Annotated in this window: 23 protein-coding genes and 1 rRNA gene; 15 read left to right on the plus strand and 9 right to left on the minus strand. The window is 71.0% G+C overall.

The window, feature by feature from the left end; translation table 11 throughout:
* The first annotated feature begins 293 nt into the window (after positions 1–293).
* Positions 294–566, plus strand: a complete 273-nt coding sequence (locus VM636_RS23675) for a hypothetical protein (protein ID WP_338486435.1) — start codon at positions 294–296, stop codon at positions 564–566.
* Here the strand turns inward: VM636_RS23675 and VM636_RS23680 are convergent.
* On the minus strand, positions 544–1,236 hold the full coding sequence (locus tag VM636_RS23680) for a FadR/GntR family transcriptional regulator (protein WP_030419938.1): 693 nt from the start codon (positions 1,234–1,236) through the stop codon (positions 544–546). The genes VM636_RS23675 and VM636_RS23680 overlap by 23 nt on opposite strands.
* Before the next feature lie 79 nt (positions 1,237–1,315).
* On the opposite strand from VM636_RS23680, the gene VM636_RS23685 reads away from it, so the two are divergent.
* From VM636_RS23685 to VM636_RS23705, 5 genes are all read left to right on the plus strand, one after another.
* A complete protein-coding gene (locus VM636_RS23685; RefSeq protein WP_199825436.1) occupies positions 1,316–2,668 on the plus strand; it encodes a CynX/NimT family MFS transporter in 1,353 nt (450 codons plus the stop codon).
* A gap of 104 nt (positions 2,669–2,772) precedes the next feature.
* On the plus strand, positions 2,773–2,883 hold the full coding sequence (locus tag VM636_RS23690; protein WP_078855876.1) for an SGM_5486 family transporter-associated protein: 111 nt from the start codon (positions 2,773–2,775) through the stop codon (positions 2,881–2,883).
* 495 nt (positions 2,884–3,378) lie between these two features.
* The gene (locus tag VM636_RS23695; protein WP_030419936.1) at positions 3,379–3,585 is read left to right on the plus strand and encodes a hypothetical protein; all 207 of its coding nucleotides are present in this window, start codon (positions 3,379–3,381) and stop codon (positions 3,583–3,585) included.
* A 108-nt stretch (positions 3,586–3,693) separates the two neighbouring features.
* On the plus strand, positions 3,694–4,212 hold the full coding sequence (locus VM636_RS23700) for a histidine phosphatase family protein (RefSeq protein WP_053912673.1): 519 nt from the start codon (positions 3,694–3,696) through the stop codon (positions 4,210–4,212).
* A 252-nt stretch (positions 4,213–4,464) separates the two neighbouring features.
* Positions 4,465–5,049: an HD domain-containing protein gene (locus VM636_RS23705; RefSeq protein ID WP_338485618.1), complete on the plus strand. Its 585-nt coding sequence runs from the start codon at positions 4,465–4,467 to the stop codon at positions 5,047–5,049.
* Here VM636_RS23705 and VM636_RS23710 read toward each other — a convergent pair.
* The 3 genes from VM636_RS23710 to serB all read right to left on the minus strand — a co-directional run bounded on the left by VM636_RS23710 (position 5,016) and on the right by serB (position 7,357).
* Positions 5,016–5,483 carry an NUDIX domain-containing protein gene (locus VM636_RS23710; RefSeq protein WP_338485620.1) on the minus strand — a complete coding sequence of 156 codons (468 nt, stop codon included), beginning with the start codon at positions 5,481–5,483 and terminating at the stop codon, positions 5,016–5,018. The two genes, VM636_RS23705 and VM636_RS23710, sit on opposite strands and share 34 nt — an antisense overlap.
* Positions 5,470–6,063 carry an XRE family transcriptional regulator gene (locus VM636_RS23715; protein WP_338485622.1) on the minus strand — a complete coding sequence of 198 codons (594 nt, stop codon included), beginning with the start codon at positions 6,061–6,063 and terminating at the stop codon, positions 5,470–5,472. Before VM636_RS23715 ends, VM636_RS23710 begins: the two co-directional genes overlap by 14 nt.
* An 85-nt stretch (positions 6,064–6,148) precedes the next feature.
* On the minus strand, positions 6,149–7,357 hold the full coding sequence (serB, locus tag VM636_RS23720; RefSeq protein ID WP_030419932.1) for a phosphoserine phosphatase SerB: 1,209 nt from the start codon (positions 7,355–7,357) through the stop codon (positions 6,149–6,151).
* Between the two features lie 376 nt (positions 7,358–7,733).
* On the opposite strand from serB, the gene VM636_RS23725 reads away from it, so the two are divergent.
* Positions 7,734–10,244 carry an FHA domain-containing protein gene (locus VM636_RS23725; protein ID WP_338485625.1) on the plus strand — a complete coding sequence of 837 codons (2,511 nt, stop codon included), beginning with the start codon at positions 7,734–7,736 and terminating at the stop codon, positions 10,242–10,244.
* Positions 10,245–10,350: 106 nt separating this feature from the next.
* Here the strand turns inward: VM636_RS23725 and VM636_RS23730 are convergent, their stop codons facing one another.
* Positions 10,351–11,151 (minus strand): transglycosylase SLT domain-containing protein, encoded by an 801-nt coding sequence (locus VM636_RS23730; protein ID WP_078855875.1) that lies wholly within the window; start codon positions 11,149–11,151, stop codon positions 10,351–10,353.
* Positions 11,152–11,735: 584 nt separating this feature from the next.
* Between VM636_RS23730 and VM636_RS23735 the strand changes: the two genes are divergently transcribed.
* From VM636_RS23735 to chpE, 3 genes are all read left to right on the plus strand, one after another.
* Complete coding sequence (locus VM636_RS23735; RefSeq protein ID WP_030419929.1) at positions 11,736–12,881, plus strand: GAF domain-containing sensor histidine kinase; 1,146 nt, start codon at positions 11,736–11,738, stop codon at positions 12,879–12,881.
* Entirely contained in the window at positions 12,874–13,515 is a 642-nt protein-coding gene (locus VM636_RS23740) for a response regulator transcription factor (protein WP_030419928.1), read from the plus strand. Before VM636_RS23735 ends, VM636_RS23740 begins: the two co-directional genes overlap by 8 nt.
* 178 nt (positions 13,516–13,693) lie before the next feature.
* Positions 13,694–13,939, plus strand: a complete 246-nt coding sequence (gene chpE, locus VM636_RS23745) for a chaplin ChpE (protein WP_030419927.1) — start codon at positions 13,694–13,696, stop codon at positions 13,937–13,939.
* Positions 13,940–14,418: 479 nt separating this feature from the next.
* Here chpE and VM636_RS23750 read toward each other — a convergent pair whose 3' ends face one another.
* Positions 14,419–15,207, minus strand: a complete 789-nt coding sequence (locus VM636_RS23750) for a hypothetical protein (protein WP_053912676.1) — start codon at positions 15,205–15,207, stop codon at positions 14,419–14,421.
* 149 nt (positions 15,208–15,356) lie between these two features.
* Here VM636_RS23750 and VM636_RS23755 point away from each other — a divergent pair, with 149 nt between their 5' ends.
* From VM636_RS23755 to VM636_RS23765, 3 genes are all read left to right on the plus strand, one after another.
* Positions 15,357–16,154, plus strand: a complete 798-nt coding sequence (locus tag VM636_RS23755) for an ABC transporter ATP-binding protein (RefSeq protein ID WP_030419925.1) — start codon at positions 15,357–15,359, stop codon at positions 16,152–16,154.
* A 61-nt stretch (positions 16,155–16,215) separates the two neighbouring features.
* Positions 16,216–16,647 carry an NfeD family protein gene (locus VM636_RS23760; RefSeq protein ID WP_053912677.1) on the plus strand — a complete coding sequence of 144 codons (432 nt, stop codon included), beginning with the start codon at positions 16,216–16,218 and terminating at the stop codon, positions 16,645–16,647.
* A gap of 146 nt (positions 16,648–16,793) precedes the next feature.
* A complete protein-coding gene (locus tag VM636_RS23765; protein ID WP_030419923.1) occupies positions 16,794–17,753 on the plus strand; it encodes an SPFH domain-containing protein in 960 nt (319 codons plus the stop codon).
* Between the two features lie 117 nt (positions 17,754–17,870).
* Here VM636_RS23765 and VM636_RS23770 read toward each other — a convergent pair whose 3' ends face one another.
* The 3 genes from VM636_RS23770 to VM636_RS23780 form a co-directional block, all read right to left on the minus strand.
* Entirely contained in the window at positions 17,871–18,377 is a 507-nt protein-coding gene (locus VM636_RS23770) for an HNH endonuclease (protein ID WP_030419922.1), read from the minus strand.
* A gap of 194 nt (positions 18,378–18,571) precedes the next feature.
* Positions 18,572–19,111 (minus strand): YbhB/YbcL family Raf kinase inhibitor-like protein, encoded by a 540-nt coding sequence (locus tag VM636_RS23775; RefSeq protein ID WP_030419921.1) that lies wholly within the window; start codon positions 19,109–19,111, stop codon positions 18,572–18,574.
* A gap of 61 nt (positions 19,112–19,172) precedes the next feature.
* Entirely contained in the window at positions 19,173–19,955 is a 783-nt protein-coding gene (locus VM636_RS23780) for a sporulation protein (protein WP_030419920.1), read from the minus strand.
* Between the two features lie 141 nt (positions 19,956–20,096).
* On the opposite strand from VM636_RS23780, the gene VM636_RS23785 reads away from it, so the two are divergent.
* Entirely contained in the window at positions 20,097–20,738 is a 642-nt protein-coding gene (locus tag VM636_RS23785; RefSeq protein ID WP_030419919.1) for a DNA-3-methyladenine glycosylase, read from the plus strand.
* 517 nt (positions 20,739–21,255) lie between these two features.
* A 16S ribosomal RNA gene (locus VM636_RS23790) occupies positions 21,256–22,780 on the plus strand.
* The last annotated feature ends 234 nt before the right edge of the window (positions 22,781–23,014 follow it).

Genomic DNA, 23,014 nt, shown 5'->3' on the forward strand with positions numbered 1-23,014 from the left:
GCCCGCGGCCCGGCGGAGGGCGTGCGCGGCCATCCGAAGGGGCGTGGGGCGCCGGCCGTTCACCCGGCCGGCCCAGCCGGCCGGGCGGGCGGGGCGCGTCCGGCGCAGGCTGGAGACCGGATTCCCCCCGCGCTTCCCTCCCCAGCCTGGCCGAGGAGGTCCCCTTGTGCGGCTTTCCCCACCGCCCGGCCTCAGCGGCCCTCGCCGTCGCCTGCCTCGCGGTCCTGTCGCACCCCGTGCACGCCGCCCCCGCGTACGCCGCCCCCGTACACCGCGCGACCCCCGCACGCCCCGTGCACGACGGCTCCCGCGCGTCCACGGCCCCGGCCGGACCGTCCGGCGCCGAGTGCCGGGTCCGCGTCGACGGGTCCCGGGTCACCGCCCACTGCCACAACCCGTCCCCCGAACCGGACCGCGTCGCGCTGCACATCGAGTGCGCCCGCTGGTGGGACATCGACACCGACGGAACCCCGGCGGAGGCCGCCCCCACCCGCACCGTCGAACTCACCGGACGCTGCTGGAAGGACGTCGACTCCGCCTGGGTCACTCACGAACCGGCACGCTGACCCGCCCCGGCCGGCACACGAACGGGTACCCCGCCGCCTCCGTCCCGGCCGTCCCGGCGTCCCCCGCCCGGATCGCCTCGACCAGCCGCGCGTGGTCCATGTGCGTCTCCGGCGTCATCTCCGCGCCGATGTCGTCCCGCAGCCACTGCCGCATCACCTCGCCGAGGTCCGCGTACAGCGCGGTCAGCACGTCGTTGTGGGACGCGGCCACCACGGCCAGGTGGAAGGTCGCGTCCGCCGTCACGAACGCCTCCGTGTCACCCGACCGCCAGGCCTCCTCGCGGCCCACCATCAGCGCGTCGAGCTGCTTGAGGTCCTTGTCGGTGCGCCGGCGGGCGGCGAGCCGGGCGGCGGCCGACTCCAGTGTCGAGCGCAGTTCGGCGACGTGCCGGGGATCGGCGTCCGCGAAGCGCCGGTGCATCACGCCCGCCAGCTCGCTCGTGGCCGCGACGTACGTGCCGGAGCCCTGCCGGATGTCCAGGAGGCCGTTGTGGGCGAGCGCCCGGACCGCTTCCCGGACCGTGTTCCGTGCCACACCGAGCTGCTCGACCAGCTCCGGCTCCGTCGGGATGCGGGAGCCGACGGGCCACTCGCCGGAGGCGATCTGCTGCCGCAACACCGCGATGACCTGCTCGGACAGGGCGGCACGACGGGGATGGGCGAGAGTCATGACTCACCTTCGCAAGGGGTCTGCGCAACGGGTCCGTACGGCGCTTCGCGCAGTGGACAACCAATCATCCCATGATTCTATGATGGACCCCATGGCTAGTGAGGAAACCCGGACGCTGCACTCCACCACCGCCGGTACCGCGGCCGAGCCCGGTGCCCGGGTACCCGACGGGCCCGGCGGCCCGGCGGGGAGCGCCGCACCCGCGTGGACGCGCTGGACGACCCGGCTGCTCATCGCCGGCATCGTCCTGGCCGCGCTCAACCTGCGCCCGGCCATCACAAGCCTCGGCGCCCTCCTGGAGGAGGTCCGCGACGGACTCGGCATGAGCGGCAGCGTCGCCGGACTGCTCACCTCCGTGCCCCCGCTGTGCTTCGCCGTCTTCGGTGTCGCCGCCCCCCGCCTGGCCCGCCGCTTCGGCCTCGGTGCGGTGGTCTGCCTCGGCATGGTCGCCATCGGCGCCGGTCTGGCGATCCGGCCCTACGCCGGCGGCACGGCCGGTTTCCTGGCGGCCACCGCCCTGGCCCTGATGGGCATCGCGGTCAGCAACGTCCTGATGCCGGTCATCGTCAAGCGCTACTTCCCCGACCGCGTCGGCACCATGACCGGCCTGTACTCGATGGCCCTGGCCTGCGGCACCTCGGCCGCCGCCGCGGTCACCGTGCCGCTGACCGGCCTCATGGGCGGCGGCTGGCGTCCGGGCCTCGCGGTGTGGGCGCTCCTCGGGGTGGCCGCCGTCCTGCCCTGGCTGCCCTTCGTCCGCGAACGCGGCACGTCGGCCCGGCCGGAGACCGCCGCCGAGCCCTCCGCCACGCGCCCGGCCCCCGGGTCCTCCGCCGAGGTGCCGGTGCTGCGTATGGCCCGCAGCGGCACGGCCTGGGCGCTCGCCGTCTTCTTCGGCCTCCAGGCCACCGCCGCGTACATCACCATGGGCTGGATGGCGCAGGTCTACCGGGACGCGGGCGTGCCCGCCGGGACCGCCGGACTGCTCCTCGCCGTGATCATGGTGATGGGCGTGCCGCTGGCCTTCGTCATCCCGAGGGTGGCCTCGCGTCTGCCCCATCAGGGCCCCATCGTGGTGCTGCTGGGCGTCTTCGGGCTCGTCGGCTACACCGGGATGTACCTGGCCCCGGCGGCCGGCGCCTGGGTCTGGGCGCTGTTCCTCGGCGTCGCCAACTGTGCCTTCCCGCTGGCCCTGACCATGGTCGGCCTGCGGGCCCGGACCGGCGCGGGCGTCGCCCAGCTCTCGGCGTTCGCGCAGAGCACCGGCTACCTGATCTCCATCCCCGGCCCGCTCCTGGTCGGCGTCCTCTACCAGCACAGCGGCGGCTGGGGCCTGCCGATCGCGCTGATGGCCGGGCTGATGGTGCCGCAGATGATCTTCGGCGTCCTGGCCGGCCGCAACCGCACGGTGGAGGACGAGGCGGCCCGCTGACCCGGCCGCCCGGCCGGAGCGCGGGTGAGGCGGCCCCGCGTGACCGGGCCCCGCGGACCGGACCCGCGAACCGGTCGCGCGGGGGGAGATGGGACACTGGCGGCATGCTCGATCCCAACCCCCCGAACGGCCAGAAGAAGATGCTGCTCGTCTTCGGCGGCTTCCTTGCGATCTTCGTGGTCATCGGCATCATCGCCACGCTCGTCGCCCCCTGACGTCCCGGAGCCGTACCCTCCCGGGCCGTACGACGGCACTTCCGGGGCCACGACGCCCCGGGGACCGTACGTCCCCGGCCCCCGTTCGCACCCGGCCCCGCCGTCAGCCCCGGCACCCTCGTCCGCCGTCCGTACCGCCCCCGAAGCCCGCCTCCGTCCGGCCGGGGAGCCTCCGCCACCGGCCGGGCCCGGTACGGGGGCAAGCCCTCCGGGCGCCGCGCCGCGCGGGCGAACGTCCCTGGTGCGTCGTTCCCTCCGAAGCCGAAGCCGAAGCCGAAGCCGAAGCCGAAGCCGAAGCCGAAGCCGAAGCCGAAGCCGGGGCGGGGTGGGGCCGGGGGTAGGGCTGGCCCCCCATCCCCTAGGGGGTCAGGCTCAGGGGCGAGTGGGTGGATCACCGGATGGGCCGGGGCCCGCGCCTTCCGTAGCGTCGTGACGTGACCGCGAGAGGCGGTACGCGGCACGCGCCAGGGACGCCCGAAGACACCGGAGGCACTCATGTCGGCCCCTCTGTACCCCCGGCCCCGGCCGGCGACCCGGGGCGGGGCCGGGACCCGGCTGCCCTGGTGGGCGCTGGCCCTTCCCGTGCTGACCTTCCTCGTCCTGCTGCTGATGGTGCTCAACCCCTCGCAGGCCCGTGCCGCCGCCGGCGAACCGGTCCTCGCGCACTTCCTGCACTGGGCCCGGCACCTCACCCTGCGCTGACCTTGGCCGCACCGCGGGCGGGCCGGAGGCTCCGACCTGCCCCGGTCTGGTGAATCCCCATGTCAACTCCCTGCGCCCCGTGGCCTGTTTCATGCGAAGCTGGGGTGCATGAGCGTCGCAGAACCCCGCAGGATCACACTCTTCCGGCATGCGAAAGCCGACTGGCCCCAGGTGAGCGACCACGAGCGGCCGCTCGCCGAACGGGGCCGCAAGGAGGCCGCGGAGGCCGGGCGCCGGCTCGCGGACACCGGCATCCCCTTCGACCAGGCACTGTGTTCCACCGCGCAGCGCACGCGCGAGACCTGGAAGCTCGCCGTCCAGGAGTTCCCACAGCGGCCGAAAACCGTCTACGAGGAGCGCCTCTACGAGGCGTCGCCCGGCGAGCTGATCGCCGTGCTCAACGAGACCCCCGACGACCTGCGGAACGTGCTGGTCATCGGGCACAACCCGGGAATGCAGGGGCTCGCCGAGATCCTGGCCGGCGACGCCGAGGACGAGCCCCGCGAGCACATGGGCAGGCGCGGCTTCCCGACCGCCGCGTTCGCGGTCCTGACCTTCACCGGGTCCTGGAAGTCCGTCGAGCCCGGGGTGGCCACGCTGGCCGACTACTGGACGCCGGCCGACTGAGCCCGGCCGCCCACACCACGCCGAGGGCACCCGGTGCCGGGGAACACCCCCACGGCACCGGGCCCCGACGTACACACGGCCCACCGGGCCGGCGGCACTCCGGCCGGCTCCCGTCGGGCTCCGAGCAGAGATACGCCCTCTTGGGCCGCCCCCGTCGTCCGGTGGATCACCTCACTGCCGAGCGACGGGCCCACTGAGGCGGGACGGTGACCGATACGACTGGCAGCCACTCGGCGGGGCATGCAGAGGGCCATGAACGAGGAGAGGGTGGGCTGGGCCAGGCGGATCGCGGCGGCCGAACCCGGGAAGGTGCTCCCACGACGCTGGGCGCACAGCCGTGGAGTCGCAGACCGGGCGGCCGAGATCGGGCTGATCCTGGGGAAGGACGCTGACCTGCTGATCTCGGCCGCGCTCCTGCACGACGTGGGATACGCGCCTCGCTTGGCGACCACCGGGTTCCATCCGCTCGATGGCGCGCGCTTCCTACGGGACGCGCACGGTGCCGGTGAGAGGCTGACCCGTCTGGTGCCGAACCACTCGTTCGCGCTGCTGGAGGCGGAAGAACGGGGGCTGCGCGAGGAGTTGGCGAGGGAGTTCCCGTTGCTGGACGATCCGCTGTTGGTGGACGCCCTCGTGTATTGCGACATGACGACGACGCCAGACGGCGGCCGGACGATGGCGCGAGAGCGGGTCGCGGAGATCGTCGGCCGTTATGGCGCGGACAGCGTGGTCGGTCGGTTCATCCGGCGGGCGGCGCCGGAGATCTTCTCCTCCATCGAGCGGATCGAGGCCGCTGTGGCAGCTCAGCCGAGGTGGGGATACGTGCCGGCGAGGTAGTCGCCGATCTGCTGGCGCATGCTGGGGTGGATGTCGTACTGGTCGAGGTCGGCCGGCTGGACGAAGCGGACTCCGTCGGCCTCGTCGTTGACCGTGGGCGCCCCGCCGACGGGGCGCCCGATGTAGGTGTTCTCGTACTGCTGGCGGATCTCGCCGTCGGTGTAGGCGACGATGTGGTTCGGGTTGGTGTAGACGCCGAGGAAGCCGGTGATCTCCGCGATGATGCCGGTCTCCTCCAGACACTCGCGGACCGCGCACTGGGCCGCGGTCTCGCCGATGTCCTGGGCTCCGCCGGGAAGCGCCCACTGTCCGGTGTCGCGGCGGCGCTGGAGGAGGATGGCACCCGTCTCGTCGACGACGAGCAGATTGCTGGCCGGGATGAGGGTGTTCGCCTTCGGCGCGGCCGGGTCGTTGTAGTACTCAGTCCTGCCCATGGTCGGCGGTCCTCTCCTGGTCGGGTGCCCACGGCCGTGCGGCGGCCCAGACGGCGTCGAAGCTCCGAGCGCAGTTGTCGAACCACCCCGTGCCGTCGGCTCTCCTGAGGTGGAGGAGCGGGTTGGCGCTGGCCGGCTGCCCCCAGACGTGGGGGTTGACGAGGAGGTCGTCGTCGTAGCGGAACATGGACGTGTAAAGCGTGGTGTCGTGCAGACGCACCGCACACCCGGCCTCGCCCAGCAGCGGACGGTAGTACGTCAGCGAGGCGCGGATCTTGGCGGCGAGTGTGTCGCCGATTCCCTCCTCACGGCCCCGGACGGCGACCGCCTGCCCGTCAGGGTTGCCGAAGCACAGGCGAACTCGGACGCCCTCGGCGGCGCGTTCGGAGAGCATCTTGGCGACGTGCGGGTTGGACTGGGCGAAGAACGTGCCGGAGAAGACGAGGACGCCGATCTCCTGCCGGGCCTCCCGCAGCAGCGAGAGCCATACGTCCCGCGGCACGCTGGCCCGGTTCTGGTAGGTGCCGACCAGCTCGGTGCCTGACCCGTCACGCTGGTGACCGGACCGCTTGGAAGGCATCGGCCAGAGGAAGGTCTCCTCCACCCGCAGGTGACCGGCGACGCGGAAGCGATGCCGCGCATGGGGGACCGGCCCGCCGAAACGCCTAGCCCTGGTCGACGGTGTCCGCCGCCTCGACCTCCTCGCGGGTGATGCCCAGCAGGTAGAGCACGGTGTCCAGGAAGGGCACGTTCACCGCGGTGTAGGCGGCCTGACGCACCACCGGCTTGGCGTTGAAGGCGACGCCGAGCCCTGCCGCGTTCAGCATGTCCAGGTCGTTGGCGCCGTCACCGATCGCCACCGTCTGCGACAGCGGCACCCCCGCCTCGGCGGCGAAGCGGCGCAGCAGCCGGGCCTTGCCCGCGCGGTCGACGATCTCGCCGGTGACCCGGCCGGTCAGCCGGCCGTCGACGATCTCCAGGGTGTTGGCCTGCGCGAAGTCCAGCCCGAGCCGGTCCTTCAGATCGTCGGTGACCTGCGTGAACCCGCCGGAGACGACGCCGACCTGGTAGCCGAGCCGTTTCAGCGTACGGATCAGGGTGCGGGCGCCCGGCGTCAGCCGTACCTCTCCGCGCACCTTCTCGACCACCGAGGCGTCCAGCCCTTCGAGGAGCGCCACGCGCGCGTGCAGGGACTGCTCGAAGTCCAGCTCGCCGCGCATCGCCGCCGCCGTCACCTCGGCGACCTTGTCCTCGCAGCCGGCGTGCGCGGCGAAGAGCTCGATCACCTCGTCCTGGATCAGCGTGGAGTCGACGTCCATCACGACCAGGCGCTGGGCCCGTCGCTGGAGCCCGGCGCCGACGACCGCGACGTCCACGCCGAGCGCCGCCGCCTCGGTGGCCAGCGCGGTGCGCAGCACCTCGGTCTCCACGCCGGAGACGGCGAACTCGACGGCGGTGACGGGGTACTTGGCCAGGCGGAAGATGCGGTCGATGTTGCCGGAGGCCCCGGTGATCCGGGCCGCTATGGCGGCCGTCGCCTCGGCGGTGAGCGGGTGTCCGAGGACGGTGACCAGGGAGCGTCCCAGGCCGCGGGGCCGGTTGTCGCCGAGGCCGGAGATGATCTCGGCCTGGAGCTTCAGCGACTCCGCCCAGCTGTGGACGGTCGCCCGGAGGTCGCCTTCCAGCCCCCGGGGCGGCTCGGTCACGAGCGCGCACAGCACGATACGGCCACGGGTGACGACCTGCTCGATGTCGACCACGTCGACGGAGTAGGCGGCGAGGGTGTCGAACAGGCCGGCCGTGATGCCGGGCCGGTCCTTGCCGAAGATCTTGACGAGAAGCGTGGGAACGTCAGAGGTCTGCGAAGCGCTCATGGTGTTCCCACCGTATCCGGCACCTGGTGCCTCCCGCCTGCGAGGTCCGCCTGACGGACACGGAGCGGCCGGGTCCGCCCGGGGTCGCGCGGACACCCGTGACGCCCGGTCCGTCCCCTGCCCGCCGGGGTCCGCCCGGGGCCCGGCGAGCCGCGGCCGGCCGTCGAACACCGCTTGCGGTGTCCGCCTCGCGCACCCCTGTCCGTCCGGGCCGGTTCCGCCCGGTCGGTGGCCGCGCGAGCAGCATGCGCACGGTTTTCACAAGGCCCGGCTTTCGGTCAGGGGCCCGAGCCTGAAATAGTGCCCACCGATGTTCGACATCCCTAGACTCCCCGCGACGGGGGCAAATTCGGGGGACAACTCAGTGGGGCATGGAGTGCCGGAACTCGTACTGGAATCTGATGGACGGACCTGGACGCTCGATCCGTCCCGGTCTTACGCGCTCGGACGCGATCCGCAGGGGGAGGTCGTCTTCGACGACGCAAGGGTCTCCTGGCGGCACGCCACGGTCCGCTTCGACGGCCGGACCTGGGTCGTCGAGGACCACGGCAGCACCAACGGCACCTTCGTGCACGGACAGCGCGTCCAGCGGACGGAGCTGGGCGACGGCTCGGTGGTGAACCTGGGCAACGCGACCGACGGTCCGCGGGTCACGCTGACCGGCGCGCAGTCCCCGGTCGGCACCTCGCAGGGCGGGCCGGCGCGGCAGCCGTACGCCGGTCAGGGCGCCGACGGCCGGCCACCGGGGACGGCGGCCCCGGCGCAGCAGCAGCCGCGGTACGAACCGCCGCGGCAGCAGGCCGCGCCGCACGTCCCGCACCAGCAGGGGTACGAGGGAGCGGGGAAGGGGGCGCCGGCCTACGGCGACCGCAGCCCGACCACGTTCCACCAGTTCTCGCTGGGCCGGGTCATGCGCATCGGCCGCGCCCTGGAGAACGACCTGGTCGTCTCCGACCTGCAGGTCTCCCGGAACCACGCCGAGTTCCACGCGACGCCCGACGGCCGCATGGAGATCCGGGACCTCGGCTCGCACAACGGCACCTACGTCAACGGCCAGCCGATCCCCAAGGGCGGCGCCCAGACGCTGGGCCCGGCCGACATCGTGGGCGTCGGCCACTCGACGTTCCGCATCGTCGGCGACCGGCTGGAGGAGTTCGTCGACACCGGCGAGGTGTCCTTCTCCGCGCGCCACCTGACGGTCACCGTCGACGGCGGCAAGCAGATCCTCCGGGACGTCTCCTTCGGCGCCCCCGAGAAGTCGCTGATCGGCGTCATCGGCCCGTCCGGTTCCGGCAAGTCGACCCTGCTCAAGGCGCTCACCGGCTACCGGCCCGCCGACCGCGGCGAGGTCCTGTACGACAACCGGAACCTGTACAAGCAGTTCGCCGAGCTGCGCCAGCGCATCGGCCTGGTCCCGCAGGAAGACATCCTGCACAAGGAACTCACGGTCAAGAAGGCCCTGAAGTACGCGGCCAAGCTGCGCTTCCCGGCCGACACCACGGCCGCCGAGCGCGACGCCCGCATCGACGAGGTGCTGCGCGAGCTGAAGCTGGACGTCCACAAGGACAAGAAGGTCACGTCCCTCTCCGGCGGCCAGCGCAAGCGCGTCTCGGTCGCCCTGGAGCTGCTGACCAAGCCGTCGCTGATCTTCCTGGACGAGCCGACCTCCGGCCTCGACCCGGGCATGGACCGCGACGTCATGAAGCTGCTGCGGGAACTCGCCGACGACGGCCGCACGGTCCTCGTCGTCACGCACTCGGTGGCCGAGCTGGCGCTCTGCAACAAGCTGCTGGTCATGGCACCGGGCGGTGCGGTCGCCTACTTCGGCCCGCCCGAGGAGGCCCTGAACTTCTTCGGCTACGAGACCTGGGCCGACGTCTTCTCGGCCTTCGAGAGCTACCGCGACTACGACTGGGCGGGCCGCTGGAAGGGCTCGCAGCACTACCAGATGTACGCCGCGGAGGTCGACGCCGTCGCCCCGCAGCCGGTCACGGTGGCGCCGATGCAGGCGATGAAGCCGCCGAAGCCGCAGGGCTGGATGTCGCAGTTCGCCACGCTGGTGCGCCGCTACGTGTCGGTGATCGCCTCCGACAAGGGCTTCCTCGGCCTGATGGTGATCCTGCCCGCCGTGCTCGGCGCGGTGAGCCTGCTGATCAACTCCGACCGGGGACTGCTGCCCAACCCGGTCAACCCGCAGAGCGGTCGCCTCGTGCCCAACGGGACCGCCACCACGGTCCTGCTGATCCTCGCGGTCGGCGCCTGCTTCGCGGGCGCGGCGAACTCCGTCCGCGAGCTGATCAAGGAACGGGTCATCTACGAGCGGGAGCGCGCGACCGGCCTGTCACGCTCCGCGTACCTGATGTCGAAGGTGTTCGTGCTCGGCATGATCACCATGTTCCAGGGCCTGATGGTCGGCGTCATCGGCTTCTCCAGCCGGGAGCTGCCCTCCGAGGGACTGCTCCTCGGCGGCGCCACGCTGGTCGAGATGTGCCTGCCGATCATGGCGCTGGGCTTCACCTCGATGATGTTCGGCCTGGTCATCTCGTCGCTGGTGAAGACGGCCGAGAAGACCATGCCGCTGCTGGTGATGTTCGCGATCATCCAGGTCGTGTTCACCGGGTGCCTTTTCACGCTGCACGGCACGGTCGGCGTCAACGAGTTCTCGTACCTGATGCCCTCGCGCTGGGCGGTGGCCGCGGCCGGGGCCACGCTGGACTTCAACAAGATCAGCCCGCCCGAGCCGGGCGCCGGCACCGACCCGCTGTGGGACCACTCGGTGGGCGCCTGGAGCCTGGACATGGCCGCGCTGATCGCCCTCGGGGTGATCTGCGGGTTCTTCGTGGCCCGCTTCCTGCGCCGCCACGAACCCGAGGTCATGCGCAAGTGACCCGTGCCCGGACGGCCCCGAAGGGCGGCACCCCGTCAGGAGGGTGCCGCCCTTCGGCGTTCGGTGCACGGTCGCGTGCGTCAGCGGGGAGAGGTCCGCGCCGTCCTCAGTACGCGCTGTTGACGTTGTCGATCGTGCCGTACTTGTCGGCCGCGTAGTTGGCGGCGGCGGTGATGTTGGCGACCGGGTCGTAGATGTCCCAGGAGGTGCCCTTGACGTGGTACGCGGCGAACGTCGGCGGGATCACCTGCAGCAGGCCCTTGGACGGGACGCCGTTGATGGCGTTGATGTCCCAGTCGTTGATGGCCTTCGGGTTGCCGGAGGACTCGCGGATGATGTTCTTGTGCAGGCCGTGGTAGCTGCCCGGTATGCCCTTGGCCTTCATGATGTCCAGGGACTCACGGATCCAGCCGTCGAGGTTGTTGGTGTAGCTCTTGCCGGCGACCTGCTTGACCTGCGAGCGCGGCGCGGAGCGCGTCGTGCTCTTCTTGGCCGCGCGCTTCTTCGCGGCGGACTCGGCGGACGCCTTCTTCTCGGCCGCGGCGGACTTCTTCGCGGCCTCCTTCTTCGCCTCGATGGAGGCGGCCTTCTGGCTCGCGCCGGCGAGCTGACCGGTGACGCCGGCCTCGACGTCCTTGATCTGCTCCTTGCTGTACGCCACCTTCGCCGTGGGAGCGGCCTCGCTCGTGCTCGCCTGCCCGCTCGCCGGAACCGCGGCGAACGCGACGGCGGCGGCGCTGAGCGTACCCACACCGGCGATCGCGATCTTCTGGGTGCGGTTCAGGTTGAGGTTCAGGCTCTCGGCCCGGTGGCGGACGACCGTCTCGGCGCGGTTGCGCACCGTCGCGGCGCGATCGCGAACCTGCTCGGCACGACTGCGGACACGGTTGAGGATGTTCTTCGACATGGCGGGATAGACCTCTTCGTTGGCGCGGAGGTCGCTCTCGTCCGGCGGGGACAGGGGGTTGTTTCCGGTGCAAACGCCGCGAGGGAGAACCCGCGGCGCTGAGCGACGAGAGCCATTCTTAGCGGCAGCAAAATCCGGTGGCAAAGGTGTGACGTACGATCCCGGGTAGTGGATCAGGGAAGGGTGAATCAGGACAGATTGGACCATCCGCCCCGCTCAAAACGGACGAGTCGTCCTCCTACTCCCCTTCGTACGTGACGTGCACCCTATGCGCGGGCTCACATCCCGCCCGGGTGGGCCTCACTCCGCGTTGCGAGAGCAATGCGGTGGGTGAGGGGAGCGGGGCCCGCCCGAGGAGCACCCCCTCGCGCGCGGGAGCCTTCTCGGGGAAGCCCTCGCGCGCGGGAGCCTTTTCCCAGGAAGCCCCCTCCCAGGGCGGACGGGGCGCCTGCCGCCCGGTCCCGCACCCCGGCCGGGGTGCCCTGCCGCCCGGGGCACGGGACCAACGGCCTAGGTCCGCGGCCCGGCCCTGGGGCCCCCGTCGGCCCGATCCCCGGCCCGCCCCCCGCCGGTACCGTGAGGTCATGAGTCACGGCCCCCGGTCCGGCCTCGCCGCGGTGAGTTCCGCGCTGCTGGCCATGAGCAGACACCTGGAGGTGCGCGACGTCCTCGGGACGATCGTCGCCTCGGCCCGCGAACTGCTCGACGCCCAGTACGCCGCCCTCGGCGTCCCCGACGACCACGGCGGCTTCGCCCAGTTCGTCGTCGACGGGGTCACCGAGGCCCAGTGGAAGGCCATCGGCCCGCTGCCCCGCCAGCACGGCATCCTCGCCGCCATGCTCAGCGAGGCCCGGCCGCAGCGCCTCGCCGACGTCCGCGAGGACCCCCGCTTCGAGGGCTGGCCCGACGCCCACCCCGACCTCGTCGACTTCCTCGGCCTGCCCATCCGCGACGGCGACGAGGTCATCGGCGCCCTCTTCCTCGCCAACAAGAACCACCCCCGGCCCGGCGGCGGCTGCGGCTTCACCGAGGAGGACGAGGAACTGCTCGGCATCCTCGCCCAGCACGCCGCGATCGCCCTCACCAACGCCCGCCTCTACGAGCGCAGCCGCGAGCTGACCATCGCCGAGGAACGCTCCCGCCTCGCCCACGAGCTGCACGACGCCGTCAGCCAGAAGCTCTTCTCGCTGCGCCTGACCGCCCAGGCCGCCGCCACCCTCGTCGACCGCGACCCCGCCCGCGCCAAGGGCGAACTCCAGCAGATCGCCGCCCTCGCCGCCGAGGCCGTCGACGAGCTGCGCGCCGCCGTCGTCGAGCTGCGCCCCGCGGCCCTGGACGAGGACGGGCTCGTCGCGACCCTGCGCACCCAGATCCAGGTGCTCGACCGCGCTCACACCGCGCGCGTGACCTTCGAGGCCCACGGCGTCCGGGCGCTGCCGGCGGCCCAGGAGGAGGCGCTTCTCCGCGTCACCCAGGAGGCCCTGCACAACGCCCTGCGGCACGCCGCCGCCGACCACGTCGACGTGACCCTGCGCAGGCGCGGTCCGGGAGCCGTCCTGCGGGTCGCCGACGACGGGCGCGGCTTCGACCCGCACGCGGTGCGCCACGCAGGCCGCCACCTGGGCCTGGTGTCGATGCGGGACCGGGCGAGCGGCGTCGGCGGCGCCCTCACCGTGGAGTCCGGGCCCGGCGAGGGCACCGTGATCGAGATGGAGGTCCCCGGTGGCTGACGCAATCAAGGTGCTGCTCGTCGACGACCACCAGGTCGTCCGCCGGGGCCTGCGCACCTTCCTGGAGGTCCAGGGCGACATCGCGGTGGTCGGCGAGGCCGCCGACGGTGCGGAGGGCGTCGAGCGCGCCCGCGAGCTGCGGCCCGACGTGATCCTCATGGACATCCGGATGCCCGGCATGGACGGCATCGAGGCGCTGCGCCGGCTCCGTGAGCTGGACCACCCCGCGCGCGTACTGATCGTCACGAGCTTCACCGAGCGGCGCACGGTCGTCCCGGCCCTGCGCGCGGGCGCGGCCGGCTACGTGTACAAGGACGTCGACCCCGAGGCGCTGGCCGGCGCCATCCGCTCCGTCCACGCGGGGCACGTCCTGCTCCAGCCCGAGGTCGCCGGGGCGCTGCTCTCCCAGGAGGAGTCCGGTTCCGGCCAGGGCCGGGCGGGCTCCCTCACGGACCGGGAGCGCGAGGTACTGGGCCTGATCGCGGACGGCCGGTCCAACCGGGAGATCGCCCGCTCCCTGGTGCTCTCGGAGAAGACGGTGAAGACGCACGTCTCGAACATCCTCATGAAGCTCGACCTCGCGGACCGCACCCAGGCCGCCCTGTGGGCCGTACGGCACGGCATGGCGGGGTGAGACGGCACGGCGGGGCGAGCCGGGGGCGTACGCCGGAGCGCTCCGCGGAGTTCCCCTACGGACTGAGATTCATACCGTCGTGGGAATGTCACCCGGATGGCGCACCCCCTGACGGGCCCCGCCGTTGACCAGTGCGTGCCGCGGCGACTGCCGCGGTGATCGCTAGGAGGATCTGCAAGTGAAGAACCTGAAGAAGGCCGCGGCCGTGACGATGGTGGCCGGCGGGCTGATCGCCGCCGGTGCCGGCATGGCCTCCGCCACCGACGGTGCCGCCGCGCAGGGCAAGGCCGTCGGCTCGCCGGGCGTGGTCTCGGGCAACGCCGTCCAGGCGCCCGTGCACGTCCCGGTCAACGTCGTGGGCGACAGCGTCAACGTCATCGGCGTGCTGAACCCGGCCTTCGGCAACCTGGGCCTCAACGGCTGACCCCGGTCACCGGCCCGCCGCGCCCCGGTCCTCCCGGCCCGTCCGGGAGACCGGGGCGCGGCAGTCGCGGGCCCCGGCGCCGGCACCCGCCCGCGCGCCTCCGGGCCCAGCACCCGCCCACGCCCCCCGGCCCAGCGCCCGGCCGTGGACACCCGGGCCCAGCGCCCGGCCCGGACATCCCGGGGCCTGGCGGAACACACCGCCCCGCTCCCACGGCCACCCGCCGGTCCCCGGCCTCGCGGCCCCACGACGCACAGGCGACCGCGCGCCCCGCGTCAGCCCCACACCCCGCCACCCCCGGCAACGCACCGGCGAGCCCACGCCCCTCCCCACAGCCCGCAGCCCCCGCCGCCAGGGAGCCCCCGGCCCCCGCGCCCAGGCCGGCACCGGACCCGAGACCCGAGTGCCGAGCCCCGGGAGGACTCGAGCACGAGCCCTGGGCCCGAGACCCGACCCGAGCCAGACCCAGCACGAGGCCGTTACCGCGACCCCCGCTCCCGCTCCTCCACGAACGCGTTGTACGCCGCGACCTGCGCCCGCCGCGCCGTCCGCTCCACCGGCCGCAGCGCCTCGCCCCGCGCCGCCATCGCGGACGCGCTCACCGCGCCCCCGTGCCCGTTCTCCGACGCCAGCGCCACCAGCGCACCCACCCGCCGCGCCAACTCCAGCACCCGTACCGCCCGCGGCGGATACCCCGGCGCCAGCACCTCGCCCCCGCGCTCCGCCCGCGCCCGGTACGCCTCCACTGCCGCCGCGGCCACCGGACCCGACCCGGCCACGTCCAGCCGCGTCAGCACCTCCGTCGCCTCCCGGAGCGCCTCCGCCAGTTCACGCTCGGCCTCCCCGAGCGACGGCACGTCCGCCGGCGGAGCCTCCCGTACCGGCAGGCAGTGCCAGACCACCTCGGCGTGCACGTCCCCCTCCGGACCGGCCTCCCACACCTCCGGCACCAGACCCAGCGCCGCCCCGTGGCAGACCACCGCCTCGCCCGCCTCCACGGCCCGCGCGTTGAACTCCGGCGGGCCGCTCAGCCCCAGCGGATGCCCCGGCGCCGGCAGCGCCAGCCGCAGCCCGGCCACCCCCAGCGCCCGCAGCCGCCCGAGCGCCAGCGTCAGCCCGACGGGCGCCGGTTCACCCGGCAACCCCGCCACCCTGTGCCCCGCGTCCTCCCCGACCACGGCCATCGCGGCGTCATCCGGGGCGGCAAATCCGGCAAGAAGGGCATTTCCCCAGGCGGTCAACCGGCCTGAGCGTGGTTCCGAGAGCATGTCCCCACCCTAGGAGCGGACCGAGGCAACGGCGGCCCCGGCCGGTGGCGTAGATTTCTAGTGGGCTGCGCCCATCGGCGTGGCGCCCGAGCCACAGGCGTAAGCGACAGCCGAGACCGGCCACACTGCTAAGGGGAGACACTGCGCTCATGAGCGATGTTCTGGAGCTTCAGGACGTATCCGTGGTCCGGGAGGGCCGGGCTCTGGTGGACCAGGTCTCCTGGTCGGTGAAGGAGGGCGAGCGCTGGGTCATCCTCGGACCGAACGGCGCCGGCAAGACCACCCTGCTCAACCTCGCGTCGAGCTACCTCTACCCGAGCCGGGGCACCGCCACCATCCTCGGCGAGACCCTCGGCAAGCCCGGCACCGACGTCTTCGAGCTGCGCCCCCGCATCGGCATGGCCGGCATCGCCATGGCCGACAAGCTGCCCAAGAAGCAGACGGTCCTGCAGACCGTGCTCACCGCCGCCTACGGCATGACCGCGGGCTGGCAGGAGGAGTACGAGGACATCGACGAACAGCGCGCCCGCGCCTTCCTCGACCGCCTCGGCATGACCGAGTACCTCGACCGGAAGTTCGGCACCCTCTCCGAGGGCGAGCGCAAGCGCACCCTCATCGCCCGCGCCCTGATGACCGACCCCGAACTGCTCCTCCTCGACGAGCCGGCCGCCGGCCTCGACCTCGGGGGCCGCGAGGACCTGGTCCGCCGCCTCGGCCGCCTCGCCCGCGACCCCATCGCCCCGTCGATGATCGTGGTCACCCACCACGTCGAGGAGATCGCCCCCGGCTTCACCCACGTCCTGATGATCCGCCAGGGCAAGGTGCTCGCCTCCGGACCGCTCGAACTCGAACTCACCTCCCGCAACCTCTCCCTCTGCTTCGGCCTGCCCCTCGTCGTCGAACAGGTCGGCGACCGCTGGACGGCCCAGGGACTCCCGCTGTCCTGATCCCGCCCCGCGCCTCGCCGCGCCCTGTCCCCGGCACCCGTCCGCACCTACCATGACCCGTGTGAACGACATCGACGCATGGGTGTGGTGGCTCGTCGTCGCGGCAGCGCTCGGAATCCCGCTCGTCGTGACCGCGATGCCGGAATTCGGGATGTTCGCCGTCGGCGCCGTCGCCGCCGCCCTCGCCTCCGGGTTCGGCGCCGGCCTCGTCGTCCAGGTCCTCGTCTTCGTCGTCGTGTCCGTCGCCCTCATCGCCGTCGTGCGGCCCATCGCCCACCGGCACCGCTCCCAACGCCCACAACTGGCCTCGGGAATCGACGCCCTGAAGGGACGACAGGCCGTCGTGCTGGAACGGGTCGACGGCTCCGGCGGACGCATCAAGCTCGCCGGGGAGATCTGGTCGGCGCGCGCCCTCGACAACGGACGCACCTACGAGGCCGGCCAGGAAGTGGACGTCGTCGAGATCGAAGGAGCCACGGCGATCGTCATGTGACCCCGTGCCCGGCACAAGCAGGCCGAAAACGGCCCCCAGGGCACCCGACGGTCTGTCAGACTCGACCAGCAAGATCCTGAAAACCGGAGGCCCCCCGACAGGCGGCCTCCCGACGGCTCCGAGGCGGAGAAGGGTACGGGGAACCGATGCAACCGGTCATCATCGTCCTGATCATCCTGGTGGTGTTGGTCTTCATCGCCCTGATCAAGACCATCCAGGTCATCCCGCAGGCCAGCGCGGCGATCGTCGAACGCTTCGGCCGCTACACGCGCACCCTCAACGCGGGACTCAACATCGTCGTCCCGTTCATCGACACCATCCGCAACCGCATCGACCTGCGCGAGCAGGTCGTCCCCTTCCCGCCGCAGCCCGTCATCACCCAGGACAACCTGGTCGTCAACATCGACACCGTCATCTACTACCAGGTGACCGACGCGCGCGCCGCGACCTACGAGGTCGCCAGCTACATCCAGGCCATCGAGCAGCTCACCGTCACCACCCTGCGCAACATCATCGGCGGCATGGACCTGGAGCGGACCCTCACCTCCCGCGAGGAGATCAACGCGGCCCTGCGCGGCGTCCTCGACGAGGCCACCGGCAAGTGGGGCATCCGCGTCAACCGCGTCGAACTGAAGGCCATCGAGCCGCCCACCTCGATCCAGGACTCGATGGAGAAGCAGATGCGCGCCGACCGCGACAAGCGCGCCGCGATCCTCCAGGCCGAGGGCGTCCGGCAGTCCGAGATCCTGCGCGCCGAGGGCGAGAAGCAGTCCCAGATCCTGCGCGCCGAGGGCGAGGCCAAGGCCGCGGCCCTGCGCGCCGAGGGCGAGGCCCAGGCCATCCGCACCGTCTTCGAGTCCATCCACGCCGGTGACCCGGACCAGAAGCTGCTCTCCTACCAGTACCTCCAGATGCTCCCGAAGATCGCCGAAGGCGACGCCAACAAGCTCTGGATCGTCCCCAGCGAGATCGGCGACGCCCTCAAGGGCCTCTCCGGAGCCATCGGCAACTTCGGCCCCATGGGCGGCGGTGGCGGCGGCGCGGCGAGCACCGCGGGCAACGGCGTACCGGCCCAGGAGCGCCGCGAGAAGCCCTCCATCGACTGACCCGGCCGGACACCAGGACACCACCGGCCCGGCACGCTCCGTACGACGCACGAACGGGGGCGCACCTCCTCGACGGGAGGTACGCCCCCGTCCGCACGGGCGGCGAGAGCGGGAGACCTACGCGGCCGACCGCGCCAGCCACCCCGGCAGCGCGTCGAAGTCGTCCTGCCCCAGTGCCAGCAGCATCGCGTCCGCCGGCGTCGGCTCGAACGGCGTCCGCAACAGCGGCATCCCCGCCTGCTCCGGCGTCCGGTTGGCCTTGCGGTGATTGTCCTCCGCACAGGAGGCCACCGTGTTCAGCCAGGTGTCCTGCCCACCGTGCGAGCGCGGCACCACGTGGTCCACGGTCGTCGCCCGCCGCCCGCAGTACGCGCACCGGTGCCTGTCCCGCACCAGCACGCCCCGCCTGGACCACGGGGCACGTCTTCGGAACGGCACCCGCACGTAGTGGCAGAGCCTGATCACCCGGGGCGCCGGTATGTCGACCGCGGCTCCGCGCATCCGCAGCACGGGGTGGGCCTGCTCCACGACGGCCTTGTCCTGGAGCACCAGGACGACGGCACGATTCAGCGTCACCGTCGACAGCGGCTCGAAGCTCGCGTTGAGTACCAGCGTGTCCCGCATACCAGCCCACCTTCCGTGTGCACCGGCCCACCCCGTGGCGGGCTGGATCAACTCTGGCCGGGCACGCCGCGATGGACAACGCAATATCCGTGCTCCCACAAGGGGCGCCCCCATGCCCCCCGGAGACAAAAATGCCCGCCCCTGATCACTTCCAAGACCAGGGGCGGGCAAACGTTGCGTGAACGCCCTCTTGCTCAGCCGTCCGCCGGCACCTCGTACTCACCGATGAGCTGCGCCCGCGCGATCGCGTGGAACCGCAGATTGAAACCGACGAAGGCGGGCGTCGCCTCCGCGTCCGGACCGAGCTTCTCCCGGTCCACGGCGTACACCGTGAACACGTACCGGTGCGGGCCGTCCCCGGCGGGCGGGGCGGCCCCGCCGAAGTCCCGGCTGCCGTAGTCGTTGCGCGCCTGGACGGCACCCTCGGGCAGCCCCGTGAAGGCACCGGTGCCCGCGCCCGCCGGCAACTCGGTCACCGAGGCGGGGATGTCGAACACCACCCAGTGCCAGAATCCGCTGCCCGTCGGGGCGTCCGGGTCGTAGCAGGTCACGGCGAAACTCTTGGTCTCCGCGGGGAAACCCTCCCACCGCAGGTGCGGCGAGGTGTTCCCGGCCGCGTAGACCTGGGCGTCCTTGAGGGGCGCCCCCTCCCGGACGTCCTCGCTCGTCACCGTGAACGACGGCACGGGCGGGTGGAAGTCGTGGGGGAGCGGGCGCCGCTTGAGCTCGGCCACCTCGGTACCTCCTGATCGTCGGTGCAGCACTGGGCGCGGTACGGACCCGAGCCTAGATCGTCTAGAACCAGTTGCGCCTGCTGCCGACCTCGGACAGCCACTGGTTGAGGTAACCGGCCCAGTCGGTGCCGTGGAAGTCGTGCAGCCCCACCACGAAGGAACGGAAGGTGTCGCTGCCCTCGCTGAACAGACCGCCCTTCTTGTCCATCTCCAGGACGACGTCCATCGCCTGCCCGTCGGCCACGAAACTCAGCTCGACCTGGTTCAGCCCCCGGTACTGCGACGGCGGGTAGAACTCGATCTCCTGGTAGAACGGCAGCCGCTGCCGGGTACCGCGGATGTGACCGCGCTCCATGTCGGCGTCCTTGAACCGGAAGCCGAGCTGGATGAACGCGTCCAGGATCGCCTTCTGCGCCGGCAGCGGATGCACGTTGACCGGGTCCAGGTCCCCGGAGTCCACCGCCCGCGCGATCGCCAGCTCGGTGGTGACCCCGATGTGCATCCCGCGCAGCGCCTGCCCGTCGATCATCGTGACCGGCGTCTCCCAGGGGACCTCCAGCCCGAACGGCACCGTGTGCACCGCCCCCGCCCGCAGCTCGAAGGCGCCACCGAGCCGCACCTTCGTGAACTCGATGTCCTGCTTGTACTCCTGGTCGCCGCTCTCCACCTCGACCTTGGCCTGCAGTCCGACCGACAGCCCCTCGATCTGCTGGTCGACGGAGCCCCCCTGGATGTGCACCTCGCCCTGGACGACACCACCCGGCACGACGTTGTCCTCGCTCAGCACCGTCTCGACGGACGCTCCGCCCGCCCCGAGGCTCGCGAGCAGCTTCTTGAACGCCATGTGTTTCCCTCTCCAGGCTTTCGAGTGAACCCTCGATCCCTACAAACGCGATCCCCCGGTGGCCGGTTCCACCCGCCGCACCCCGGCCGGGGGCCGCCGGTCCCCCGCGTCCACCGCCCGCCTGCGTTACGCTCGTACGGCATGATCACGAGCCCCGACCGTACGCCGCTGCCCAGGGACTTCTTCGACCGGCCCATCCTCGACGTCGCCCCCGACCTGCTGGGCCGCCTCCTCGTGCGCACCACGCCGGACGGCCCGATCACCCTGCGCCTGACCGAGGTCGAGGCATACGACGGTCAGAACGACCCGGGCTCCCACGCGTACCGGGGACGCACCCCCCGCAACGAGGTCATGTTCGGCCCACCCGGCCACGTGTACGTCTACTTCACCTATGGCATGTGGTTCTGCATGAACCTCGTCTGCGGTCCCGAAGGCCGGGCGAGCGCGGTCCTGCTCCGTGCCGGCGAGATCGTCGAGGGCGCCGAGCTGGCTCGCACCCGCCGGGTCTCGGCCCGCAACGACAAGGAACTCGCCAAGGGGCCGGCCCGCCTGGCCACCGCCCTCGGCGTCGACCGCGCCCTCAACGGCACGGACGCGTGCACCGCCGGGGACACCCCGCTGCGCATCCTGACCGGCACCGCCGTACCCCGTGACCAGGTGCGCAACGGTCCGCGCACCGGCGTGTCCGGCGAGGGTGGCGTCCACCCCTGGCGCTTCTGGGTCGCCGACGACCCGACGGTGAGCCCGTACCGGGCCCATGTGCCGCGCAGGCGCCGAAGTTGACTCGCTGCCCGCCGGGGAGTAATGTCTTCCAAGCCGCCTGACCCGGGCAAGGTGTTCACCTGCCAACGGAAGAGCGGTCAACCCACTACGACGATTTCCCCACAGCGGGGCGATTTCCGGTGTGCTCGCATGCCCGGAATTCGAACCGCACGACTCGATTATGAGCCGGTGCGGGAATGGGCTAACGTAGTGAATGTCGAAAGGCCGACAGGCGAAAGCCAGAAGCCGACGGCAATCCCACCGACAGGGAATCGGACCGGAAAGGGTCTGATAGAGTCGGAAACGCAAGACCGAAGGGAAAGCGCCCGGAGGAAAGCCGGAGACAGTGTCTCGGGTGAGTACAAAGGAAGCGTCCGTTCCTTGAGAACTCAACAGCGTGCCAAAAGTCAACGCCAGATATGTTGATACCCCGACGTCGGGACTCTGTTCCTGATGTTGTGGTTCCTTTGAAATACACAGCGAGGACGCTGTGAACGGTCGGACTATTCCTCCGACTGTTCCGCTCCCGTGAAAAGCATTCACGGAGAGTTTGATCCTGGCTCAGGACGAACGCTGGCGGCGTGCTTAACACATGCAAGTCGAACGATGAACCACTTCGGTGGGGATTAGTGGCGAACGGGTGAGTAACACGTGGGCAATCTGCCCTGCACTCTGGGACAAGCCCTGGAAACGGGGTCTAATACCGGATACTGATCCTTCTGGGCATCCAGAGGGTTCGAAAGCTCCGGCGGTGCAGGATGAGCCCGCGGCCTATCAGCTTGTTGGTGAGGTAATGGCTCACCAAGGCGACGACGGGTAGCCGGCCTGAGAGGGCGACCGGCCACACTGGGACTGAGACACGGCCCAGACTCCTACGGGAGGCAGCAGTGGGGAATATTGCACAATGGGCGCAAGCCTGATGCAGCGACGCCGCGTGAGGGATGACGGCCTTCGGGTTGTAAACCTCTTTCAGCAGGGAAGAAGCGAGAGTGACGGTACCTGCAGAAGAAGCGCCGGCTAACTACGTGCCAGCAGCCGCGGTAATACGTAGGGCGCAAGCGTTGTCCGGAATTATTGGGCGTAAAGAGCTCGTAGGCGGCTTGTCGCGTCGGTTGTGAAAGCCCGGGGCTTAACCCCGGGTCTGCAGTCGATACGGGCAGGCTAGAGTTCGGTAGGGGAGATCGGAATTCCTGGTGTAGCGGTGAAATGCGCAGATATCAGGAGGAACACCGGTGGCGAAGGCGGATCTCTGGGCCGATACTGACGCTGAGGAGCGAAAGCGTGGGGAGCGAACAGGATTAGATACCCTGGTAGTCCACGCCGTAAACGGTGGGCACTAGGTGTGGGCAACATTCCACGTTGTCCGTGCCGCAGCTAACGCATTAAGTGCCCCGCCTGGGGAGTACGGCCGCAAGGCTAAAACTCAAAGGAATTGACGGGGGCCCGCACAAGCGGCGGAGCATGTGGCTTAATTCGACGCAACGCGAAGAACCTTACCAAGGCTTGACATACACCGGAAAGCATTAGAGATAGTGCCCCCCTTGTGGTCGGTGTACAGGTGGTGCATGGCTGTCGTCAGCTCGTGTCGTGAGATGTTGGGTTAAGTCCCGCAACGAGCGCAACCCTTGTCCCGTGTTGCCAGCAGGCCCTTGTGGTGCTGGGGACTCACGGGAGACCGCCGGGGTCAACTCGGAGGAAGGTGGGGACGACGTCAAGTCATCATGCCCCTTATGTCTTGGGCTGCACACGTGCTACAATGGCCGGTACAATGAGCTGCGATACCGTGAGGTGGAGCGAATCTCAAAAAGCCGGTCTCAGTTCGGATTGGGGTCTGCAACTCGACCCCATGAAGTCGGAGTCGCTAGTAATCGCAGATCAGCATTGCTGCGGTGAATACGTTCCCGGGCCTTGTACACACCGCCCGTCACGTCACGAAAGTCGGTAACACCCGAAGCCGGTGGCCCAACCCCTCGGGGAGGGAGCTGTCGAAGGTGGGACTGGCGATTGGGACGAAGTCGTAACAAGGTAGCCGTACCGGAAGGTGCGGCTGGATCACCTCCTTTCTAAGGAGCACTTCTAGGCTGCTTCGGCAGTCCAGAGGCCAGTACATCGGCGAATGTCCGGTGCTGGTTGCTCATGGGTGGAACGTTGACTACTCGGCATTCTTGGTCGTCTTCTCCTTCTAGTACTGCCCTTTGCGGGGCGTGGAACGGTGAGGGAAGCGGTGGGGGTGTCGGGCACGCTGTTGGGTGTCTGAGGGTGCGGCCGTGATGGCTGTGTCTTCGGTTGCCGGCCCC

Origin of the sequence: Streptomyces sp. SCSIO 75703, assembly GCF_036607905.1 — a bacterium.
Lineage (GTDB): Bacteria > Actinomycetota > Actinomycetes > Streptomycetales > Streptomycetaceae > Streptomyces.